Annotated in this window: 17 protein-coding genes and 5 tRNA genes; 14 read left to right on the top strand and 8 right to left on the bottom strand. The window is 62.7% G+C overall.

The genetic code is table 11. The features are described from left to right. Positions 1 to 233: 233 nt before the first annotated feature. The gene (locus AAHM40_RS09745; protein WP_342244446.1) at positions 234 to 1,910 is read left to right on the top strand and encodes a DEAD/DEAH box helicase; all 1,677 of its coding nucleotides are present in this window, start codon (positions 234 to 236) and stop codon (positions 1,908 to 1,910) included. 87 nt (positions 1,911 to 1,997) lie between these two features. Here AAHM40_RS09745 and AAHM40_RS09740 read toward each other — a convergent pair whose 3' ends face one another. After that, positions 1,998 to 2,765 (bottom strand): DODA-type extradiol aromatic ring-opening family dioxygenase, encoded by a 768-nt coding sequence (locus AAHM40_RS09740; RefSeq protein WP_342244445.1) that lies wholly within the window; start codon positions 2,763 to 2,765, stop codon positions 1,998 to 2,000. 99 nt (positions 2,766 to 2,864) lie between these two features. Here AAHM40_RS09740 and AAHM40_RS09735 point away from each other — a divergent pair, with 99 nt between their 5' ends. After that, the gene (locus AAHM40_RS09735) at positions 2,865 to 3,521 is read left to right on the top strand and encodes a thiopurine S-methyltransferase (RefSeq protein ID WP_342244444.1); all 657 of its coding nucleotides are present in this window, start codon (positions 2,865 to 2,867) and stop codon (positions 3,519 to 3,521) included. Between the two features lie 58 nt (positions 3,522 to 3,579). On the opposite strand, the gene htpX is transcribed toward AAHM40_RS09735, so the two are convergent. From htpX to AAHM40_RS09720, 3 genes are all read right to left on the bottom strand, one after another. Beyond that, positions 3,580 to 4,452 carry a protease HtpX gene (htpX, locus tag AAHM40_RS09730; RefSeq protein ID WP_342244443.1) on the bottom strand — a complete coding sequence of 291 codons (873 nt, stop codon included), beginning with the start codon at positions 4,450 to 4,452 and terminating at the stop codon, positions 3,580 to 3,582. An 87-nt stretch (positions 4,453 to 4,539) separates the two neighbouring features. Beyond that, positions 4,540 to 4,992 (bottom strand): hypothetical protein, encoded by a 453-nt coding sequence (locus AAHM40_RS09725; RefSeq protein WP_342244442.1) that lies wholly within the window; start codon positions 4,990 to 4,992, stop codon positions 4,540 to 4,542. A 6-nt stretch (positions 4,993 to 4,998) separates the two neighbouring features. Next, positions 4,999 to 6,210, bottom strand: coding sequence for a pyridoxal phosphate-dependent aminotransferase (locus tag AAHM40_RS09720; RefSeq protein WP_342244441.1), 1,212 nt, complete (start codon positions 6,208 to 6,210; stop codon positions 4,999 to 5,001). 175 nt (positions 6,211 to 6,385) lie between these two features. On the opposite strand from AAHM40_RS09720, the gene msrB reads away from it, so the two are divergent. The 3 genes from msrB (at position 6,386) to AAHM40_RS09705 (ending at position 7,846) form a co-directional block, all read left to right on the top strand. Next, positions 6,386 to 6,778 (top strand): peptide-methionine (R)-S-oxide reductase MsrB, encoded by a 393-nt coding sequence (msrB, locus tag AAHM40_RS09715; RefSeq protein WP_028627276.1) that lies wholly within the window; start codon positions 6,386 to 6,388, stop codon positions 6,776 to 6,778. 118 nt (positions 6,779 to 6,896) lie between these two features. Next, positions 6,897 to 7,382: a glutathione peroxidase gene (locus AAHM40_RS09710; RefSeq protein ID WP_342244440.1), complete on the top strand. Its 486-nt coding sequence runs from the start codon at positions 6,897 to 6,899 to the stop codon at positions 7,380 to 7,382. Beyond that, entirely contained in the window at positions 7,379 to 7,846 is a 468-nt protein-coding gene (locus AAHM40_RS09705; RefSeq protein ID WP_342244439.1) for a MarR family winged helix-turn-helix transcriptional regulator, read from the top strand. Before AAHM40_RS09710 ends, AAHM40_RS09705 begins: the two co-directional genes overlap by 4 nt. Here the strand turns inward: AAHM40_RS09705 and AAHM40_RS09700 are convergent. Further along, the gene (locus AAHM40_RS09700; protein WP_342244438.1) at positions 7,827 to 10,154 is read right to left on the bottom strand and encodes a hybrid sensor histidine kinase/response regulator; all 2,328 of its coding nucleotides are present in this window, start codon (positions 10,152 to 10,154) and stop codon (positions 7,827 to 7,829) included. The genes AAHM40_RS09705 and AAHM40_RS09700 overlap by 20 nt on opposite strands. A 99-nt stretch (positions 10,155 to 10,253) precedes the next feature. On the opposite strand from AAHM40_RS09700, the gene AAHM40_RS09695 reads away from it, so the two are divergent. Both AAHM40_RS09695 and AAHM40_RS09690 read left to right on the top strand, forming a co-directional pair. Continuing rightward, entirely contained in the window at positions 10,254 to 11,144 is an 891-nt protein-coding gene (locus tag AAHM40_RS09695) for an ATP-binding protein (RefSeq protein WP_342244437.1), read from the top strand. Further along, positions 11,141 to 11,623 carry a GAF domain-containing protein gene (locus tag AAHM40_RS09690; RefSeq protein ID WP_342244436.1) on the top strand — a complete coding sequence of 161 codons (483 nt, stop codon included), beginning with the start codon at positions 11,141 to 11,143 and terminating at the stop codon, positions 11,621 to 11,623. The genes AAHM40_RS09695 and AAHM40_RS09690 overlap by 4 nt, the downstream gene beginning before the upstream one ends. Before the next feature lie 64 nt (positions 11,624 to 11,687). On the opposite strand, the gene AAHM40_RS09685 is transcribed toward AAHM40_RS09690, so the two are convergent. Together AAHM40_RS09685 and AAHM40_RS09680 are read right to left on the bottom strand one after the other, a co-directional pair. Next, positions 11,688 to 12,350, bottom strand: a complete 663-nt coding sequence (locus tag AAHM40_RS09685; RefSeq protein WP_342244435.1) for a glutathione S-transferase family protein — start codon at positions 12,348 to 12,350, stop codon at positions 11,688 to 11,690. Between the two features lie 23 nt (positions 12,351 to 12,373). Further along, complete coding sequence (locus AAHM40_RS09680) at positions 12,374 to 13,144, bottom strand: hypothetical protein (protein ID WP_342244434.1); 771 nt, start codon at positions 13,142 to 13,144, stop codon at positions 12,374 to 12,376. A gap of 232 nt (positions 13,145 to 13,376) precedes the next feature. On the opposite strand from AAHM40_RS09680, the gene AAHM40_RS09675 reads away from it, so the two are divergent. From AAHM40_RS09675 to AAHM40_RS09655, 5 genes are all read left to right on the top strand, one after another. Continuing rightward, a tRNA-Glu gene (locus AAHM40_RS09675) sits at positions 13,377 to 13,452 on the top strand. Between the two features lie 15 nt (positions 13,453 to 13,467). Further along, positions 13,468 to 13,543 (top strand) — tRNA-Gly (locus AAHM40_RS09670). A gap of 88 nt (positions 13,544 to 13,631) precedes the next feature. Beyond that, a tRNA-Gly gene (locus AAHM40_RS09665) sits at positions 13,632 to 13,707 on the top strand. Between the two features lie 6 nt (positions 13,708 to 13,713). Continuing rightward, a tRNA-Glu gene (locus AAHM40_RS09660) sits at positions 13,714 to 13,789 on the top strand. Between the two features lie 13 nt (positions 13,790 to 13,802). Then, a tRNA-Gly gene (locus tag AAHM40_RS09655) sits at positions 13,803 to 13,878 on the top strand. A gap of 54 nt (positions 13,879 to 13,932) precedes the next feature. On the opposite strand, the gene AAHM40_RS09650 is transcribed toward AAHM40_RS09655, so the two are convergent. Continuing rightward, entirely contained in the window at positions 13,933 to 15,072 is a 1,140-nt protein-coding gene (locus AAHM40_RS09650) for an SRPBCC family protein (protein WP_342244433.1), read from the bottom strand. Between the two features lie 88 nt (positions 15,073 to 15,160). Between AAHM40_RS09650 and bsrA the strand changes: the two genes are divergently transcribed. Both bsrA and AAHM40_RS09640 read left to right on the top strand, forming a co-directional pair. Further along, positions 15,161 to 16,078 (top strand): LysR family transcriptional regulator BsrA, encoded by a 918-nt coding sequence (gene bsrA / locus AAHM40_RS09645; protein WP_342244432.1) that lies wholly within the window; start codon positions 15,161 to 15,163, stop codon positions 16,076 to 16,078. A gap of 291 nt (positions 16,079 to 16,369) precedes the next feature. Continuing rightward, positions 16,370 to 16,558 carry a hypothetical protein gene (locus AAHM40_RS09640; RefSeq protein ID WP_342244431.1) on the top strand — a complete coding sequence of 63 codons (189 nt, stop codon included), beginning with the start codon at positions 16,370 to 16,372 and terminating at the stop codon, positions 16,556 to 16,558. The last annotated feature ends 111 nt before the right edge of the window (positions 16,559 to 16,669 follow it).

The raw sequence follows: 16,669 nt of genomic DNA, 5'->3' as shown, positions 1-16,669 counted from the left end.
CCTGTATGATGCGCGCCGGCCAACTGACGGCCCCGATCAAGTACTGCGTTTTTCCCGAGGCGCTTTGCCTTCGGCTGCAAGTCCGCCGTGCGGACTACCCTTGACGTTTCATCCATTCCCAATAAAGCGATCACGCAAATTCTCTACCAGGCTGCCAGGGTGACCCACAAGGTCCTTCACGGCATGTGCAGCCATGGAACAAGGGTCTTTGCGGATGCACACGAGGCAGACCCATGACCCAGGAACTCGGCACTTTCGCCGCGCTCGGCATTCATCCCAATGTACTGGCCGCAATTACTGCGGTTGGCTATGAAGAGCCGTCCCCCATCCAGGCCCAATCGATTCCGGTGATCCTCGCCGGTCACGACATGATTGGCCAGGCCCAGACCGGTACCGGCAAGACTGCAGCCTTCGCGCTGCCGATCCTGTCGCGCATCGATCCGGCCAAACGAGAGCCGCAGGCGCTGATCCTGGCACCGACCCGCGAGCTCGCACTGCAAGTCGCCACCGCTTTTGAAACCTACGCCAAGCAGATGCCCGGCCTGAACGTGGTCGCCGTCTACGGTGGCGCGCCTATGGGTCCGCAGCTCAAGGCCCTGCGCCAGGGCGCCCAGGTGATCGTGGCTACCCCCGGCCGTCTGTGCGACCACCTGCGTCGCGACGACAAAGTGCTCGCTACCGTGCAGCAGCTGGTGCTCGACGAAGCGGACGAGATGCTCAAGCTCGGCTTCATGGATGACCTCGAAGTGATCTTCGAAGCACTCCCGGAAAGCCGTCAGAGCGTGCTGTTCTCCGCGACCTTGCCGCCGTCGATCCGTTCGATCGCCGAGCGTCATCTGAGGAACCCTCAGCACGTCAAGATCGCCGCCAAGACCCAGACCGTCGCGCGCATCGAGCAGGCCCACCTGATGGTCCATGCCGACCAGAAGACTGCTGCTGTACTGCGTCTGCTGGAAGTCGAGGAATTCGACGCGCTGATCGCTTTCGTGCGTACCAAGCAGGCCACCCTGGATCTGGCCAGCGCGCTGGAGGCCAAAGGCTACAAGGCTGCAGCACTGAATGGCGACATCGCCCAGAACCAGCGCGAGCGCGTCATCGAGTCCCTGAAGGATGGCCGTCTGGACATCGTGGTCGCCACCGACGTGGCCGCCCGTGGTATCGACGTGCCGCGCATCACCCACGTCTTCAACGTGGACATGCCGTACGATCCGGAATCCTATGTACACCGCATCGGTCGTACCGGTCGTGCCGGCCGCGATGGCCGCGCGCTGCTGTTGGTTACCCCGCGCGAGCGCCGCATGTTGCAGGTGATCGAGCGTGTGACCGGTCAGAAGGTGGCTGAGGTGCGCCTGCCCAACGGCCAGCAAGTGCTGGACGCACGCATCAAGAAGCTGACTAACAGCCTCAGCCCGCTGGTAGCCGACGCCGATGCCAAGTACGGCGATCTGCTGGACCGCTTGGTTACCGACATCGGTTGCACTCCGCGTGCCCTGGCTGCCGCACTGCTGCAGCGGGCCACCAATGGCCAGGCGCTGAACCTGGCCGACGTAGAACGCGAGCAGCCGCTGGTGCCGAGCGCCCAGCCCCGCGAGCGTCGTGAGCGTGAAGGTGGCGAGCGTGGTGAGCGTGGTGAATACCGCGAGCGCCGTGCGCCCATGCCGCTGGCTGAAGGCCGCGTACGCTGCCGCACCGCGCTGGGTACCCGCGACGGCATTGCCGCCAAGAACCTGCTGGGTGCCATCCTCAATGAGGGCGGTATCGCTCGAGAGGCCATCGGTCGCATCCAGATCCGCGAAACCTTCAGTCTGATCGAGCTGCCGGAAGAAGGTCTCGAGCGTCTGCTGGGCAAGCTGAAGGACACTCGTGTGGCGGGTAAGCAGCTGAAACTGCGTCGCTATCGCGAAGACTGATACACCCGGTAAATGAAAAAGCCCCGCATTGCGGGGCTTTTTTGTGCTCGTCGTTAAGGCATCGATGGCTTGGAGGAGTATCGCCAATCAGTCGAAGCGGTAGATATCCATCCCCAGCGCTCCCAGGGTGAATCCTCTGTGCACCTGGCTGAAATGTTCGCCGGCGCCTCGGGCGAAATAGAGCGGTAGCAGGTGTTCGTCCCGTGGATGATTGCGCGCAGCATGGGGGGCCTGGCGGCGGTAGTCGTGGAGAGCGGCTTCGTCGTTGGCCTCAAGGCGCTCCACCATCCAGTCGCGAAATTCCTTGGCCCAGGGCGTGACGACTTCTGGACCGGCGCGCCAGTCCAGTTCGCCTAGGTTGTGGGTGATGCTGCCGGAACCGATCAGCAGGATGCCCCGTTGGCGAAGACCGGCCAGAGCTTGGCCGACGCGAGTCTGGAAGGCCGGGCCGAGTCGACTGGGAAGTGACAATTGAATCACGGGTATATCGGCCTGCGGATACATCAACGACAGTGGTACCCAGGTACCGTGATCAAAAGGGCGTTCCGGGTCGATGCCTGCGGGAAGGCCGGCCTCGGTCAGTAGGCCGGCGATTTTCTCCGCCAGTTCGGGCGCGCCAGGCGCTGGGTATTGCACGGCGTAGAGTGGCGGCGGGAACCCATGGAAGTCGTGCCAGGTTTCCGGGTGCGCATTACCGCTAAGCAGTAACTGGCTGCTTTCCCAGTGGGCGGAAACTACCAGGATCGCTTGGGGGCGCGGCAGTGCTTCGGCCAGGGCCTTGAGCGCCGGGCCGCTTTCGCCGGGTTCCAGGGCGAGCATGGGGGAGCCGTGGGAGATGTAAAGACTGGGTAGCATTTCGGATTTCCTCCGGTAGGATTCCGGCATCATCCGGGCTGGATATATCGACTTCCAGCATAAATTTTTGGGCTATTTGATCGAATTGATGGGGGACTCATGGACGAACAATTCTGGCAGGCGCGCTGGGCGCAGAACCAGATCGGCTTTCACCAGCGCGAAGTGAATTCTTATCTGGAACGCTACTGGCCGTCCCTCGGGCTGCCGCAGGGGTGCCAGGTGCTGGTGCCGCTCTGTGGCAAGACCCTGGATCTGGTCTGGTTGGCAGGGCAGGGCCATCGGGTGCTGGGCGTGGAACTGGCCGAGCGTGCGGTGGAGGATTTCTTCGCCGAGCAGGGGTTGTTGCCCGAGGTGTCGCAACAGGGCGTGCTGCGCCGCTACAGCGCGGGTGCCATCGAGATTCTTCAGGGCGATTTCTTCGCCGTCACCCCTGGTGATGTTGCCCAGTGCCAGGCGCTTTACGATCGTGCTGCACTGATTGCACTGCCGCCGGCCATGCGTGTTGGCTATGTGTCTCATCTGCAAAACATCCTGCCGGCCTGCTGCGAGGGGCTGATGGTCACGCTGGATTATGAGCAAGCGCGCCTGGAAGGGCCGCCGTTCTCGGTGCCCGAAGCCGAAATACGTAAGCACCTGGAAGGCGGCTGGGAAGTGGTAATGCTGGAGCGTTGCGATGTATTGGAGAAAAACTGGAAGTTCGCTTCACGCGGTCTGGATGGCTTGCACGAACCCGTGTTCCGCCTGCGTCGTCGATAACCCTTTTGCAGGCAAAAAAAGGGCGGCCAGTCGGCCGCCCAAGTCAGTGTGATTCGTCTCAGCCGCGGCGGCGCAGGGCCTCGATGCGGTCTTCCAGCGGCGGGTGGCTCATCAGCAGGCCGGCAAGGCCGTGCTTCAGGCCGCCGTTGATGCCAAAGGCAGTCAGGCTGTCGGGCATCTGCACCGGCACACCTTGCTCGGCGCGCAGGCGCTGCAGGGCGCCGATCATGGCATTGGTGCCGGCCAGGTTGGCGCCGGCTTCATCAGCGCGGAACTCGCGGCGGCGCGAGAACCACATGACGATGATGCTGGCGAGGATGCCCAGGACCAGTTCGGCGAAGATCGTCGCGATGAAGTAGCCGATACCCGGGCCTTCTTCATTCTTAAGGATCACTTTGTCGACGAAGTTGCCGAAGATGCGCGCGAAGAACATCACGAAGGTGTTCACCACGCCCTGGATCAGAGCCAGGGTGACCATGTCGCCGTTGGCCACGTGACCGATCTCGTGGGCCAGTACGGCCTTCACTTCGTCAGGGGAGAAGCGTTCCAACAGGCCCTGGCTTACGGCTACCAGTGCGTCGTTCTTGTTCCAGCCGGTCGCAAAGGCGTTGGCTTCGTAAGCCGGGAAAATGCCGACCTCAGGCATCTTGATGCCGGCTTCGCGGGACAGTTGCTCGACGGTCTGCAGCAGCCACTGCTCATGGCGGGTACGCGGCTGGGTGATGATTTCGGTGCCGGTGCTCATCTTCGCCATCCATTTGGAAATGAACAGCGAAATCAGGGAGCCAGCGAAGCCGAACACGGCGCAGTAGACCAGCAGGCTGCCGTAGTTCTGGCCGGTAAAGCGGTCCACCCCGAGCAGCTTCAGCGTGATGCTGGCAATCACCAGGACTGCAAGGTTTGTGGCCAGGAACAACAGAATGCGCATCATGATTGGAACAGTCTCCTCACGGCGGAAAGCGTTTTGGTATGCGGGGTATATAAGGGGCGGCCCTGGCGTATTCAACCAGGGACTATTTCAAACTATGTCGCCTGAGGCGTCGGCTCTGCTTTCGAAGATTAGCCGAGTCAGGCATACGAGGCGTTCGCTATCGGCGCTGCGAAGGGCGCCGCGCAATTGCTGCGCCAGACTGGCCTGGACCCGCAGGATGCTGGGAGGCAGGGATTCCGGGTAGGCCAGCTCGGCGGGTACCGCGCGGGACAGCCGGAGAAAGCCTTTTTCGGTCAGGACTGCCTGGTCCAGCGCCTCGAAGTGGATGGTGCTGTCGAAGCGCAGGTAGCCCTCGTCCGCGAGCCAGAGGAGTGCGCCCAGGCAGCTTTCGTGGCGCTTGCTGGGCAGGCCGAACTCATCCGGTTCCGACGGGCCGATCAGATCCTCCACATACAGCGCCACGCGCCGCGGAAAGACCTGATACAGCTGAAGCAGACCGCTGGCGCAGTCTTTGTAGAAGTCGTCGATCTGCAGATCCATAGGCGTCTATTGGCGATACGACTTGAGGAAGTTGCCGATGCGGCCGATGGCCTGCTCAAGGTCGTCGACGCGGGGCAGCGTGACCACGCGGAAGTGGTCCGGCCATGGCCAGTTGAAGGCGGTGCCCTGGACGATCAGCAGTTTTTCGGAGAGCAGAAGGTCGAGGACGAATTTTTCGTCGTTGTGGATCGGGCAGACCTTCGGATCGATCTTCGGGAAGGCGTAGAGCGCACCCATGGGTTTCACGCAGCTGACGCCGGGGATGTCGTTTAGCAGTTCCCAGGCGCGGTTGCGCTGCTCCAGCAGGCGGCCGTTAGGCAGCACCAGGTCGTTGATGCTCTGGTAGCCGCCGAGTGCGGTCTGGATCGCATGCTGGCTTGGTACGTTGGCGCACAGGCGCATATTGGCCAGGATATCGATGCCTTCGATATAGCTCTGGGCCTTCTGTTTGGGGCCGGAAATGGCCACCCAGCCGGAGCGGAAGCCAGCCACGCGGTAGGACTTGGAGAGACCGTTGAAGGTCAGGCAGAGCACGTCCGGCGCGAGAGAGGCGGTGGAGATGTGAACGGCCTCGTCGTAGAGGATCTTGTCGTAGATCTCGTCGGAGAAGATCACCAGGTTGTGCTGGCGTGCCAGCTCCACCATGCCTTCCAGGACTTCCTTGGAGTACACGGCGCCAGTGGGGTTGTTCGGGTTGATGATCACCATGGCCTTGGTATTCGGGGTGATCTTGGCCTTGATGTCTTCCAGGTCTGGCCACCAATTGGCCTGCTCGTCGCACAGGTAGTGCACCGGCTTGCCGCCGGCCAGGCTCACCGAGGCGGTCCAGAGCGGGTAGTCCGGTGCCGGGATCAGGACTTCGTCGCCATTGTTCAACAGCGCCTGCATGCACATCACGATCAGCTCGGACACGCCGTTACCGAGGTAGATGTCCTCGATGCCGACGCCTTCCACCTGCTTCTGCTGGTAGTACTGCATCACCGCCTTGCGGGCACTGAACAGGCCCTTGGAGTCGCTGTAGCCCTGGGCGGTGGGCAGGTTGCGGATCACATCCAGGAGGATTTCCTCCGGGGCTTCAAAACCGAACGGCGCCGGGTTGCCGATGTTCAGCTTGAGGATGCGATGGCCTTCCTCTTCCAGGCGTTTGGCGTGCTTGAGCACCGGTCCGCGGATGTCGTAGCAGACGTTGGCGAGCTTGTTCGATTTGCTGACCTGCATGATGCGTTACTGTCCCGAGGTGAAAAAAGTCGCGCCGGGGCGACGGGGATCGATGCGCCTTGGCAGCCTGTAACGCCGCTGCCAGACTGGCGTCTGATGAATCGCGCATGATACGTGCGGCCCGATGGCCCGAAAAGGTCGGGACCGGGCTTTTTTACCCCTTTCGAGGTCTGCCATGGACAAGCTTGAGAAACCCCTTGAAACCTGGCGCGAGGAGCTTTCCGACGCCCAGTTCCACGTCTGCCGCCTGGGTGGCACGGAGCGTGCCTTCACCGGCGAGTACTACGCCACGAAGACGCCGGGCATCTACCACTGTTCCTGCTGTGGGGAAGCACTGTTCGACTCCGACGCCAAGTACGACTCCGGCAGTGGCTGGCCAAGCTACTTCCAGCCGGTGAGCGAGGGCGTCATTGCCGAGCGTGAGGACTTCAGCCACGGCATGCACCGTATCGAAGTGCGCTGCGCCCGCTGCGATTCCCACCTGGGGCATGTCTTCCCCGATGGGCCGCGCCCCACTGGCCTGCGTTATTGCATCAACTCGCTGTCGCTGAAGCTCGAACCACGCTGAGCCGGGCTATTCGAGAGGGCTCGCCGGAAGGCGGGCCTTTTCATGAGAAAATTAAATTGCACGCAATTTAATTGAGAGCTATTTTTTAGCTGTTCTCTTCCCTACACAGGCCCTGACCATGAGCGACAAGATTCTCGATATCCCCGTGACCACCATCAAAGGCGAGCAGAAAACCCTTTCGGACTTCGGTGGCAAGGCCCTGCTAGTGGTCAACACGGCCAGCAAGTGCGGCTTCACTCCGCAGTACAAGGGGCTGGAGAGTCTTTGGCAGCAATACAAGGACAAGGGGTTGGTGGTGCTGGGCTTCCCCTGCAACCAGTTCGGCAAGCAGGAGCCGGGTGACGAGGGCGCGATCAGCGAGTTCTGCGAACTGAACTTCGGCGTCAGCTTCCCGCTGTTCAAGAAGATCGATGTGAACGGTGCCAGCGCCCACCCGCTCTACGTGCAGCTGAAGCAGCGCGCGCCAGGCCTGCTGGGTAGCCAGGGCATCAAGTGGAACTTCACCAAGTTCCTGATCAGCCAGGACGGCCGGCAGGTCAAACGTTTCGCGCCCACCACCAAGCCGGAAGAAATCAGCGCCGAGATCGAAGCCTTGCTGAAATGACCGCACCGATGATCGAGCCCGAGCTGCTGCTGGACAATCAGCTCTGCTTCAAGCTCTACGCAGCGTCTCGCGCGGTGATTCGCGGCTATCGACCGCTGCTGGAGCCGCTTGGCCTGACCTACCCGCAGTATTTGGCCATGCTGGTGCTCTGGGAGTGGCACGCGCGGCCGCCAGAGCAGCCCACGGTCAAGGCCCTGGGCGAGCGCCTGTTGTTGGACTCCGGCACGCTCACGCCTTTACTGAAGCGTCTGGAGCAGCTCGGCCTGGTGCGCCGTCAGCGTGCCGCCCATGACGAACGCGAAGTGCACCTGGCACTGACGGAGGAAGGTGCCGCTCTGCGTAGCAAGGTGGTGCCGCTGCGCAATGAGCTGATTTGCGCCAGTGGTCTGGATCTCAACGAAATGGCCGAGCTGCGTGCGCGCCTTGGCGAGCTGTTGGGTCAGCTCATGGGGCTGCCTGAGTAGTCGGCAGCCAGGTGTCGAGAAGGGTCACCAGTTCTTCGCGACGGAAGGGTTTGGCCAGGTAATCGTCCATGCCGGCGGCGCGGCAGCGTTCGCGCTCGTCCGGTAGGGCATTCGCCGTCAGGGCAATGATCGGCAGGTCTGGCCAGCGCCCGCTCTGGCGTATGCGTCGGGTGGCTTCGTACCCGTCCATCACTGGCATATTGCAGTCCATCAGCACCAGGTCAACGGCCGTTTGCTCCAGTCGGCTCAGTGCCTCGGCGCCGTGGCCCGCCAGCAGCACCTCGCAGCCCAGCTTGGTCAGCATGCCCTTGGCTACCAGCTGGTTCACCGCGTTGTCTTCGACGAGCAGCACTCGCGCATGTCGCTGCTGCGGCTCTGTCCTTTCCGGCGCGGGAGCAGGTGCGGCCTCGGGAAGTTTCAGCAGCACCCGTTGCAGCGCCTGATGGAGGGCTGCACGAGAAAGTGGGCGGGCCAATTGATGCAACGGCGTCAGGGTCGCTGCACGCGGCGGAGGCAGAAAGCTGCCGTAGCCCGTCACCAGCAGGATGGGCACCTGGGCAGCACGGCGCACATTCTCCAGGCAATCCGGGTTGTCGCTGATCAGCACGTCCGCTCGAGCGTCACTGAGGTCGGCGTCCTGGTCGCGCCGCTCGAATTCCAGGCCCCAGAGCGGGAGCCAGATGGCCAGCATTTCGGCCAGGCCGCTCTTGGCACCGCACAGTGCAATGGCCTTGCCTTTCAACTGCGCGCGCGGCTCCGGCGGGCTGTGCTCCACGAGCGGTAGCTCGGCGCTGAACAGGCTGCCGAGGCCTTCCTGGGACTTGACGTCCAGCTCACCCTGCATCGCTTCGCAGAGGTGGCGGGTGAGCGCCAGGCCGAGGCCGGTGCCGCCAAATTGCCGGGTGATGCCTGCACTGCCCTGGGAGAAGGGTTGGAACAGTTTGGGCAAGGCTTCGGCGGAGATGCCGATGCCGGTGTCACGAACCGTGATCAGCACGCCGCCGGGGCTTGGTGCGGCGCGCAGGTCGACACGGCCCAAGCGGGTGAACTTGAGCGCGTTGGAAAGCAGGTTGCTGATCACTTGGCGTACTCGCGTTGGGTCGCCCACCACCAACGATGGCAATTGCGGGTCGATCAGGCAGGTCAGTTCGACACCGGGAGCGGTGTTCTGCGAGAGCAGGTTGGCCGTGTCTTCCAGCAGGGTGCCCAGGTCGAAGGGGATCTGCTCCAGCTCCAGTTGGCCTGCCTCGAACTTGGACAGGTCGAGGATGTCGTTGAGCAATTCCACGAGCACGCTGCCCGAGTCATGCGCGATCTGCAGCTGGCGCTGTTGCTCGTTGTTCAGGGGGCCATCGAGGGCCAGGTCGAGCATGCCCAGCAGGCCGTTTAGAGGGGTACGGATCTCGTGGCTCATGTTGGCGAGGAACGCGGCCCTGGCCTTTGCCATCTCCAGGGCGGTGCCGCGCGCCACCTCCAGTTCCTGGTTGTAGCGGCTGAGGCGGCTATTGGCGGCCTTCAGCTCGGCGGTGCGCGCTGAAACGATGTTCTCCAGTTCGGCCAGGTACTGGTTCAGTCGCTGGTCCGCTTCCCGGCGTTGCTGCATCTCGGTGGCCAGGCTGGCCAGTTGGCGGTTGATGACTTCCACCAGCACGCCGATCTCGTCCTGCTCATGGCCGGGCGGGCAGGGCAGCTTGGCATCCGGCGAGGCGCGTGGATCGCGCTCGCTGAGGCCGCGGATCAGCTCAACCAGCGGCTTGGTCAGCATGCTGTAGAAGAGCACCAGGAGGATCAGTGAGAGCAGCAGACTGCGCACGAAGCCGCTGAGCAGGGTGAACATGGCGCGACGCAGGAAGTGGTTGCCGAAGGCGAAGGTGTCCACCTCCAGGCGCAGTACGCCAAGGGTCTCATTGGGAGCGTGGACGATATAGAGCGGGTCTTCGAACTCGCGCCGTTCACCGAACAGGTAATCGCTGAAGATGCGGAAATCGCTCTCTGCACGCGGCCGGCTGACGCTGGACAGCACGGCGCCGTTGTTGTCGATGATCTCGGCGCGGATCACCGCTGGCGAGCGCAGCAGGCCGAGTACGAGTTCCTGGGCCAGTTCGGCGTCGATGTTGTAGGCGATACGCGCGGCGGGGCTGTGGGAGATTTCGAGAAGGGCCTTGATCTCCCGGTCGATGGTCTCGCTCTCGTTGAGATAGTCGCTGGCGACCTGGATGGCGCTGAGTACGGTGCCGAGTAGAAAGGCCACCAGCACCGTCAGGCTAGCCTGCTTGAACGACAGCCGTTGTGTCAGCGGAATATCCATGGGGGCGCGGGAATTGGCCTTGTTCCGAGGGCTTGCCAAGCATAGCCTATCCGGTCTGCCGACAGCGCCTGGTGACTGCGGCTGAGCAAGGAGTTGAACGTGGATTCCCGTCTGTTTGAGTTTCTCGAGCGCGCTGATGCGGTGCTGGCCCGCCTCGAGCCCCTGTTGCCGGCGCCTCGTCCGGTCATCGATTGGCAGAAAAGCCTGGCGGCGCGCTGGCATCGCGATGGTCGCAGCGGCTACCTGCAGCCTCTGGACGTGAGCCTGGACCTGTCCCTGGCGGATCTGATCGGCGTCGACAAGCAACGTGAGCAACTGGCCGGCAACACCCGTCAGTTCGTCGATGGCCTGCCGGCCAACCATGCGCTGCTCTGGGGCGCCCGTGGCACTGGCAAGTCCTCGCTGGTTCGCGCGCTGCTGGCTGAGCACGCTGGTGCGGGGCTGCGCCTGATCGAGATCGAGCGCGACCACCTGGCCGACCTGCCTCGCGTGGTGGAGCACCTGGCCAGCCTGCCGCAGCGCTTCGTGCTGTTTTGCGACGACCTGTCCTTCGAGGCAGGTGAGGGCGACTATCGCGTGCTGAAGAGCGTGCTGGACGGTTCCCTGGAACGCGCTCCAGACAACGTGCTGCTCTATGCGACCTCCAATCGCCGGCATCTGGTCCCCGAGAAGCAGAGCGACAACGAGCACTGGCAGATGGTCGATGGTGAGCTGCACCCTAACGAAGCTGTGGAGGACAAGATCGCCCTGTCCGACCGATTCGGCCTTTGGTTGTCCTTCTATCCCTTCACCCAGGATCATTTCCTCGCTGTGGTGCGCCACTGGGTCGGCGTCCTGGCCGAACCGGCCGCGCTGAACTGGGAATGGTCCGAGGAGTTGGAAAAGCTGGCGATTCGTTGGGCCTTGGGGCGTGGTAATCGCAACGGCCGCTGCGCCTACCAGTTCGCCCGCCATTGGGTCGGGCTCGCATTGCTGGAGTCTTCCAAATGATCGATCTGCAACAGGCCGGCGCCGGCCTTTCCGGCTATTCCATGCTGGCCGCCCAACTGGAATCCCTGCTGGCTGACGAGCGCGATTTCATCGCAAACAGCTCGCAGTTCGCCGCGTTCCTCTTCAATGAGTTGCCTGACCTGAACTGGGCGGGTTTTTATCTCAACCGCAATGAAGAGCTGGTCCTCGGTCCATTCCAGGGCAAGGTGGCCTGTGTGCGTATCCCCTTCGGCAGGGGCGTGTGCGGCGCGGCGGCGCGGACCCTGGAAACCCAGCGGGTGGAGGATGTGCACGCATTCCCCGGCCATATCGCCTGCGACAGCGCTTCCAACAGTGAGCTGGTGGTGCCTCTGGTCAAGGATGGTCACCTGATTGGTGTGCTCGACCTGGACAGCCCAAAACTGGCGCGTTTCAAGGAAGAGGACCAGGCCGGTATCGAGCAGCTCGCGGCGATCTTCCTGCGTCTGACCGATTGTTGACCGCGCCGCAATGAGAAAGCCCGGACGTGTCCGGGCTTTTTCGTGTTCGCTGGGTTCGGGGTTTTCAGGCCCTGCCTGCCAGTTTGGCGAGGATCTTCTGTTCTCCCGGCAATACTGCCTGTACTGACTCCCGTGCGGCGATGCGTTCATAGTGCGCGGCCAGGCGCGGCCAGCGTTCGGCATCCAGGCGCTCGCCGCCGTGTGCCATGTTGATCATTTGGGTGGCGAAGGCGAGGTCGGCCATGGACAGGCGCTCACCGACGAAGTACGCCGCGTTGCCCAAGGTCTTCTCCAGGTAGTCGAAGTGTGGCGGCAGCCTGTCGACCAGTGCGGCCTGAACCGTGGCTTCGTCACAAGCTTGGCCCATGGACGGCTTCAGGGTGCGGTTGCGGAACACGCCGAAGGTAGCCAGGGGCGCCAATTCATAGTCGGAATATTTCTCCAGCCAGCGCACCCGCGCGCCTTCCTGGGCGTCACGGCCATAGAGCGGGGTGAGCTCGGGATGTTTTTCTTCCAGGTACTGGCAGATCACGCTCGAGTCGGCGAGGGACATGTCGCCGTCACGCAGGGCCGGGATGCGGCCCAGGGGGCTCAGTTCGCGAAACCAGGCCGGCTGGCTGAAGGGCGAAACGATTTCCAGTTGATAGTCCAGGCCCTTTTCCAGCAGGTAGAGACGCACCTTGCGCACGAAAGGGGAGAGCGGGGCGCCATAGAGGGTCAGGCTCATCGGGAGGTCCTCGTCTGAGCGGATCAGTCGTAGATGTTCTTCTTCTTCCAGATGTCGTCGTCATCCAGTGACTTCAGACCTTCAGTCAGTTCGCTTGGTTCGTCGACACTGGGCTGTGTGTTCTCCAGCACAAGGTCATTGGCCCGGGCGAGGTGGGCCTTCATCTGTTGCAGACGATCCTGGTGGCGGGCGGGGTCAGGTTGCTTCTGCAGGTACTGGACGCCGCGTTCAAAGGCCAGGCGGGCCTGGCGTGGCTGGTTTTCCTGCAGGGCCTGGAGCCCGAGGTTGGTGAAGAACTCCACGTGCAGTTGCACGAGCATGTCGCGGATATCCCGGACCCGGCTCTTGGCTTCGTTTGCGGGCAGTTGGCCATCCTGGGCGGCACGGGTGATCTGGCCGTGGAGGCTTTCCAGCTGGAAGCGGATTTCCTTGGCCTTGGCTTCGGTGAGGATCTTTTGCGGCGGATTGTTCACCGGGATGGATTCGCCCTGTCCGACCAGCGCGCGAAGCTGCTCGACACGTGTCTTGAGGGCGCTGTCGCCCTTGTCCACTTGAAGAAGGCGTTCGCTGAGCTGCAACTGCAGGCGAGTCAGCAGCAGCTTGAGATCAGGGGAGACCATCTGGCCGGGGAGGGTTTCGGAAAGGTCGGCGCAGCGGCGGATACGGTCGGTGAGGTCGGCCTTGAGGCGGGCCTTCTCCAGCTTGCTGTTCTCCACCAGGTGATTCACGTAGCCAATGGCGATAAGGATGACGATACCGACAACGATCAACAGGGTGATCACGAGTGGCGACATCTTCGGGGCTCCGGCGTGCTTATTAGGGTGCGGCTGAGTGTAGAGGCTTGACTCCAGTGCTCATAGAGGTGGATCAAATTTTGAGCAGAAGTCTTTGATTTTAAAAAGTTTTTGATAGAGGGTTGACGGGTGTTCAAAGCCTCCCTAGAATGCGCGCCACTTCGACGCGATGCCCATGGCAACGCAGCGAAGCCGGAAGTAAGCGTCAAAGCTGTTGTAAGCTCCGGGCCGCGTCCCCTTCGTCTAGTGGCCTAGGACACCGCCCTTTCACGGCGGTAACAGGGGTTCGAGTCCCCTAGGGGACGCCACTTTCAAAGTTGTACGCGGGAATAGCTCAGTTGGTAGAGCACGACCTTGCCAAGGTCGGGGTCGCGAGTTCGAGTCTCGTTTCCCGCTCCAGATTCAAGAAGCAGGGCCACGGCCTTGCTTGCCCAAGCCCGTAAGGGCTGAGGGGCGCACCATAAGGTGCAGGCTGTAAAAGTTGCATGCGGGAATAGCTCAGTTGGTAGAGCACGACCTTGCCAAGGTCGGGGTCGCGAGTTCGAGTCTCGTTTCCCGCTCCAATTTCAGTCCCCTTCGTCTAGTGGCCTAGGACACCGCCCTTTCACGGCGGTAACAGGGGTTCGAGTCCCCTAGGGGACGCCACTTTCTGTTGTACGCGGGAATAGCTCAGTTGGTAGAGCACGACCTTGCCAAGGTCGGGGTCGCGAGTTCGAGTCTCGTTTCCCGCTCCAGTTAAACGAAAACGCCGCTCATTCGAGCGGCGTTTTCGTTTCTGCGTTTCCGACTCAGACCAGGTCGTGCTGGCGGGCCGGGGACGCCTCGATGGCACGTTCGGCCATTTCCTTCAGCTGCTTCATGGATTCGGCCGATTCCCGGTCGATCTTGCCGCGCATCACCAGCCAGTTCGCGATCTGCATGGCCAGCCCGGAGAAACCGTACTCCAGGGTGCGGACAAACCGTGTCCCGCTGCCGGTGCTTTCGCATTCATAGGTCAGCATCAGTTCCAGTCCATGGGTGCCTTTGGCGGTGGCGCGCCAGAGCCGGCCGGGGTTGTACTCGGTCACATCCCAGCTCAGATGCCCCGCGCGCCCGCCGGCGTGGATGTCTTCTTCGAAATGGCTGCCCGCCGGCAGCGGCCCGACCGGCCCGTCCACGCGCAGGGAGGAGGGGTGCCACTCCGGCCAGCGGGTGGCGGTGCTGGCGTAGGCCAGGACGTATTCCGGGGCGTGGGCGATTTCCACTTCGTGCTGCATTCGGGTCATGGAGCTCTCCTGTTCCAGTGGTTCCCAGTACAGGCTGCCCTTGAGCCAGTCCATGAGCGGGAATACCAGGTTGAAGTTGTGGGTCTGCATCAGGTCGCGGCGGTGGTGCAGTTCATGCAGCCGGCGCATGTGGCGGATCCATGGCAGGCGCGAGATGGGGTGGTCGGCGGGCAAGTGCTCGCAGGCGTGGAAGGCCTCGTAGCTCAGGTAACCGGCCAGCAATGTGGCCGAAAAGAGGGCCGCGACGTTGCTGTTGATGAAGGACAGCAGCCACCAGGCCGCGAACAGTCCGATGCTGTAGAAGACGATCAGCCAGGCGGGGAAGAGGATTACCCGCCAATCCCGGGCGGATTCCCAGGTCATCTTTCCAGCAATGAAGAAACTATGGTGATCACCGGTGTGGCGCTTGTAGAACATCGAGCCGGCGCGTGTCTTGTGGTGGCCGAGGTTTTTGTGGATGGCGTACTCGCCCCAGTTGAAGAACACCAGGGCGGCTGGCACTACCAGCCATTCCCAGGGTTGAACGTCGCTCAGGCTACCGATGAAGAAGGCCAGGCAGGCCGCGCCGTAAAGCAGCACGAAGCCGCCATGCAGCCAGACGTTGTAGCGGGGATGGATGCCCGTCCGATAGCGATCGCGAAAGGCCTGGGTGTCGTGGCTCATGGCTGCTCCAGCAGTCTTGTTGACATACCGGGGAGCATAGTGGTGAATGCTTTATTCCGATAATGGATAGTCGAAATGAGCATTATTCATGAGCCTGAATTTGCGCCGAATCGACCTGAACCTGCTGTTGGTGTTCGATGCCCTGATGCAGGAGCAGAACCTGTCGCGGGCCGCCACGCGTCTGCACATGAGTCAACCCGCCGTGAGCAATGCCCTGGCGCGGTTGCGTAGCCAACTGGGAGAGCCGTTGTTCAAGCGTACCGCTCGGGGCATGTCACCCACCGCTCATGCCCAGATGCTCTACGCCCCAGTGCGCCAGGCGCTGAACCTGCTGCAGCTCGGGCTGGGTGCCCAGGAAGTGTTCGACCCGGAGGCCGAGCACTGCTTTCGGTTGTCGATGAACGACTACGCACAGGCCATGCTGCTGCCTGCGCTGCTGGAGCAGCTGAGGCACGAAGCGCCGCGGGTGGTGCTGGAGGTGCAGGACGACGAGGCGCAAAGCCTGGTGACACGGCTGGCGACCGGCGAGCTGGACCTGGCCATCGACTACCTCTACTTCGACAACCCCGATCTCTGCTACCAGCCCTTGATGGAGGAGGACCTGGCGGTGATCGGCCGGGCCGGGCACCCGGCTTTCGCGGGAGGGCTGACTCGCGAGCGCTACCTGGGCAGCCAGCATGTGCTGATATTGCCGCGTGCCGGCCGTGGCTCGCCGCTGGAAATAGTCCTGGGCTCGGCGAAGATCAAGCGCCGGGCGGGGCTTCAGGTTCCCCACTACCTGGCGATCCCGCCCATCGTGGCGAGGTCCGACCTGCTGGGCACCGTGCCGCGCCGGCTGGCGGAGCACTTCGCGGCCATCTACGCGCTGGAAGTGGCGCCGTTGCCGGTGGAGACACCATCCGTGCAGGTGAGCCTGATCTGGCACCGCCAGCAGGAACTGGCACCCGGCCTGCGCTGGCTGCGAGAGCAACTGGCGCAGCTCGGCACGGCGCTTGCTGGCGGCTGAGTTTCATCTGGGGGCGATGCCATCTTTCCATTCGCAAAGACTGGCTTCAGCAGGTGGGCCGACGGGCGGTCCACGCCGCTCTAGGCTCCGGGCGGCAGCGCGTTTCGATCGGCTTCCGGCGCGGGCAAACAAGTTAGCTAGCGAACGAATTTCGCGTTGGGTGGGTCCTATTTACCGGAATTGATCATGGGTCCGCAGCCGTTCGCGCATTCAGCGCGTGCTCCAATCGGCGTTGATCGGGCCCCCGCTAATCCTTTCCGTTTTGCCTTGTTTGTTGTCCGGAGTTTGATTATGAAATCTGTTATCGCCCTTGCTTCCGCCCTGACAATCGTCCTTTCGGCCACTACCGCAGTGGCCGCAGGCGGCGGTGATCGTACGACGCAACGCTGGCAGGCCCGACTGGCGAAGGTCCAGTTGGAGCAGAAGCAGCAAGAGGCTGTGGCTGCAAAACAGCGCGCCGAGCAGGCCCGCCAGGGCTGACCCGAAGCGGTGGCCTGCGTCCTTCTCCAAGCCCCGCATTCTCGCCCCCATCAAAAAGGCCCCCCCCGCCCAGGCGGGGGGGCGGGTTTTTGAGCGCGCGGAAAAACGCGG

Origin of the sequence: Pseudomonas sp. OTU5201 (genome assembly GCF_038440135.1) — a bacterium.
Taxonomy (GTDB): Bacteria; Pseudomonadota; Gammaproteobacteria; order Pseudomonadales; family Pseudomonadaceae; genus Metapseudomonas; species Metapseudomonas resinovorans.
Note: the sequence above shows the minus strand (reverse complement) of the source record. Positions and strands in the feature narration are given on the sequence as shown.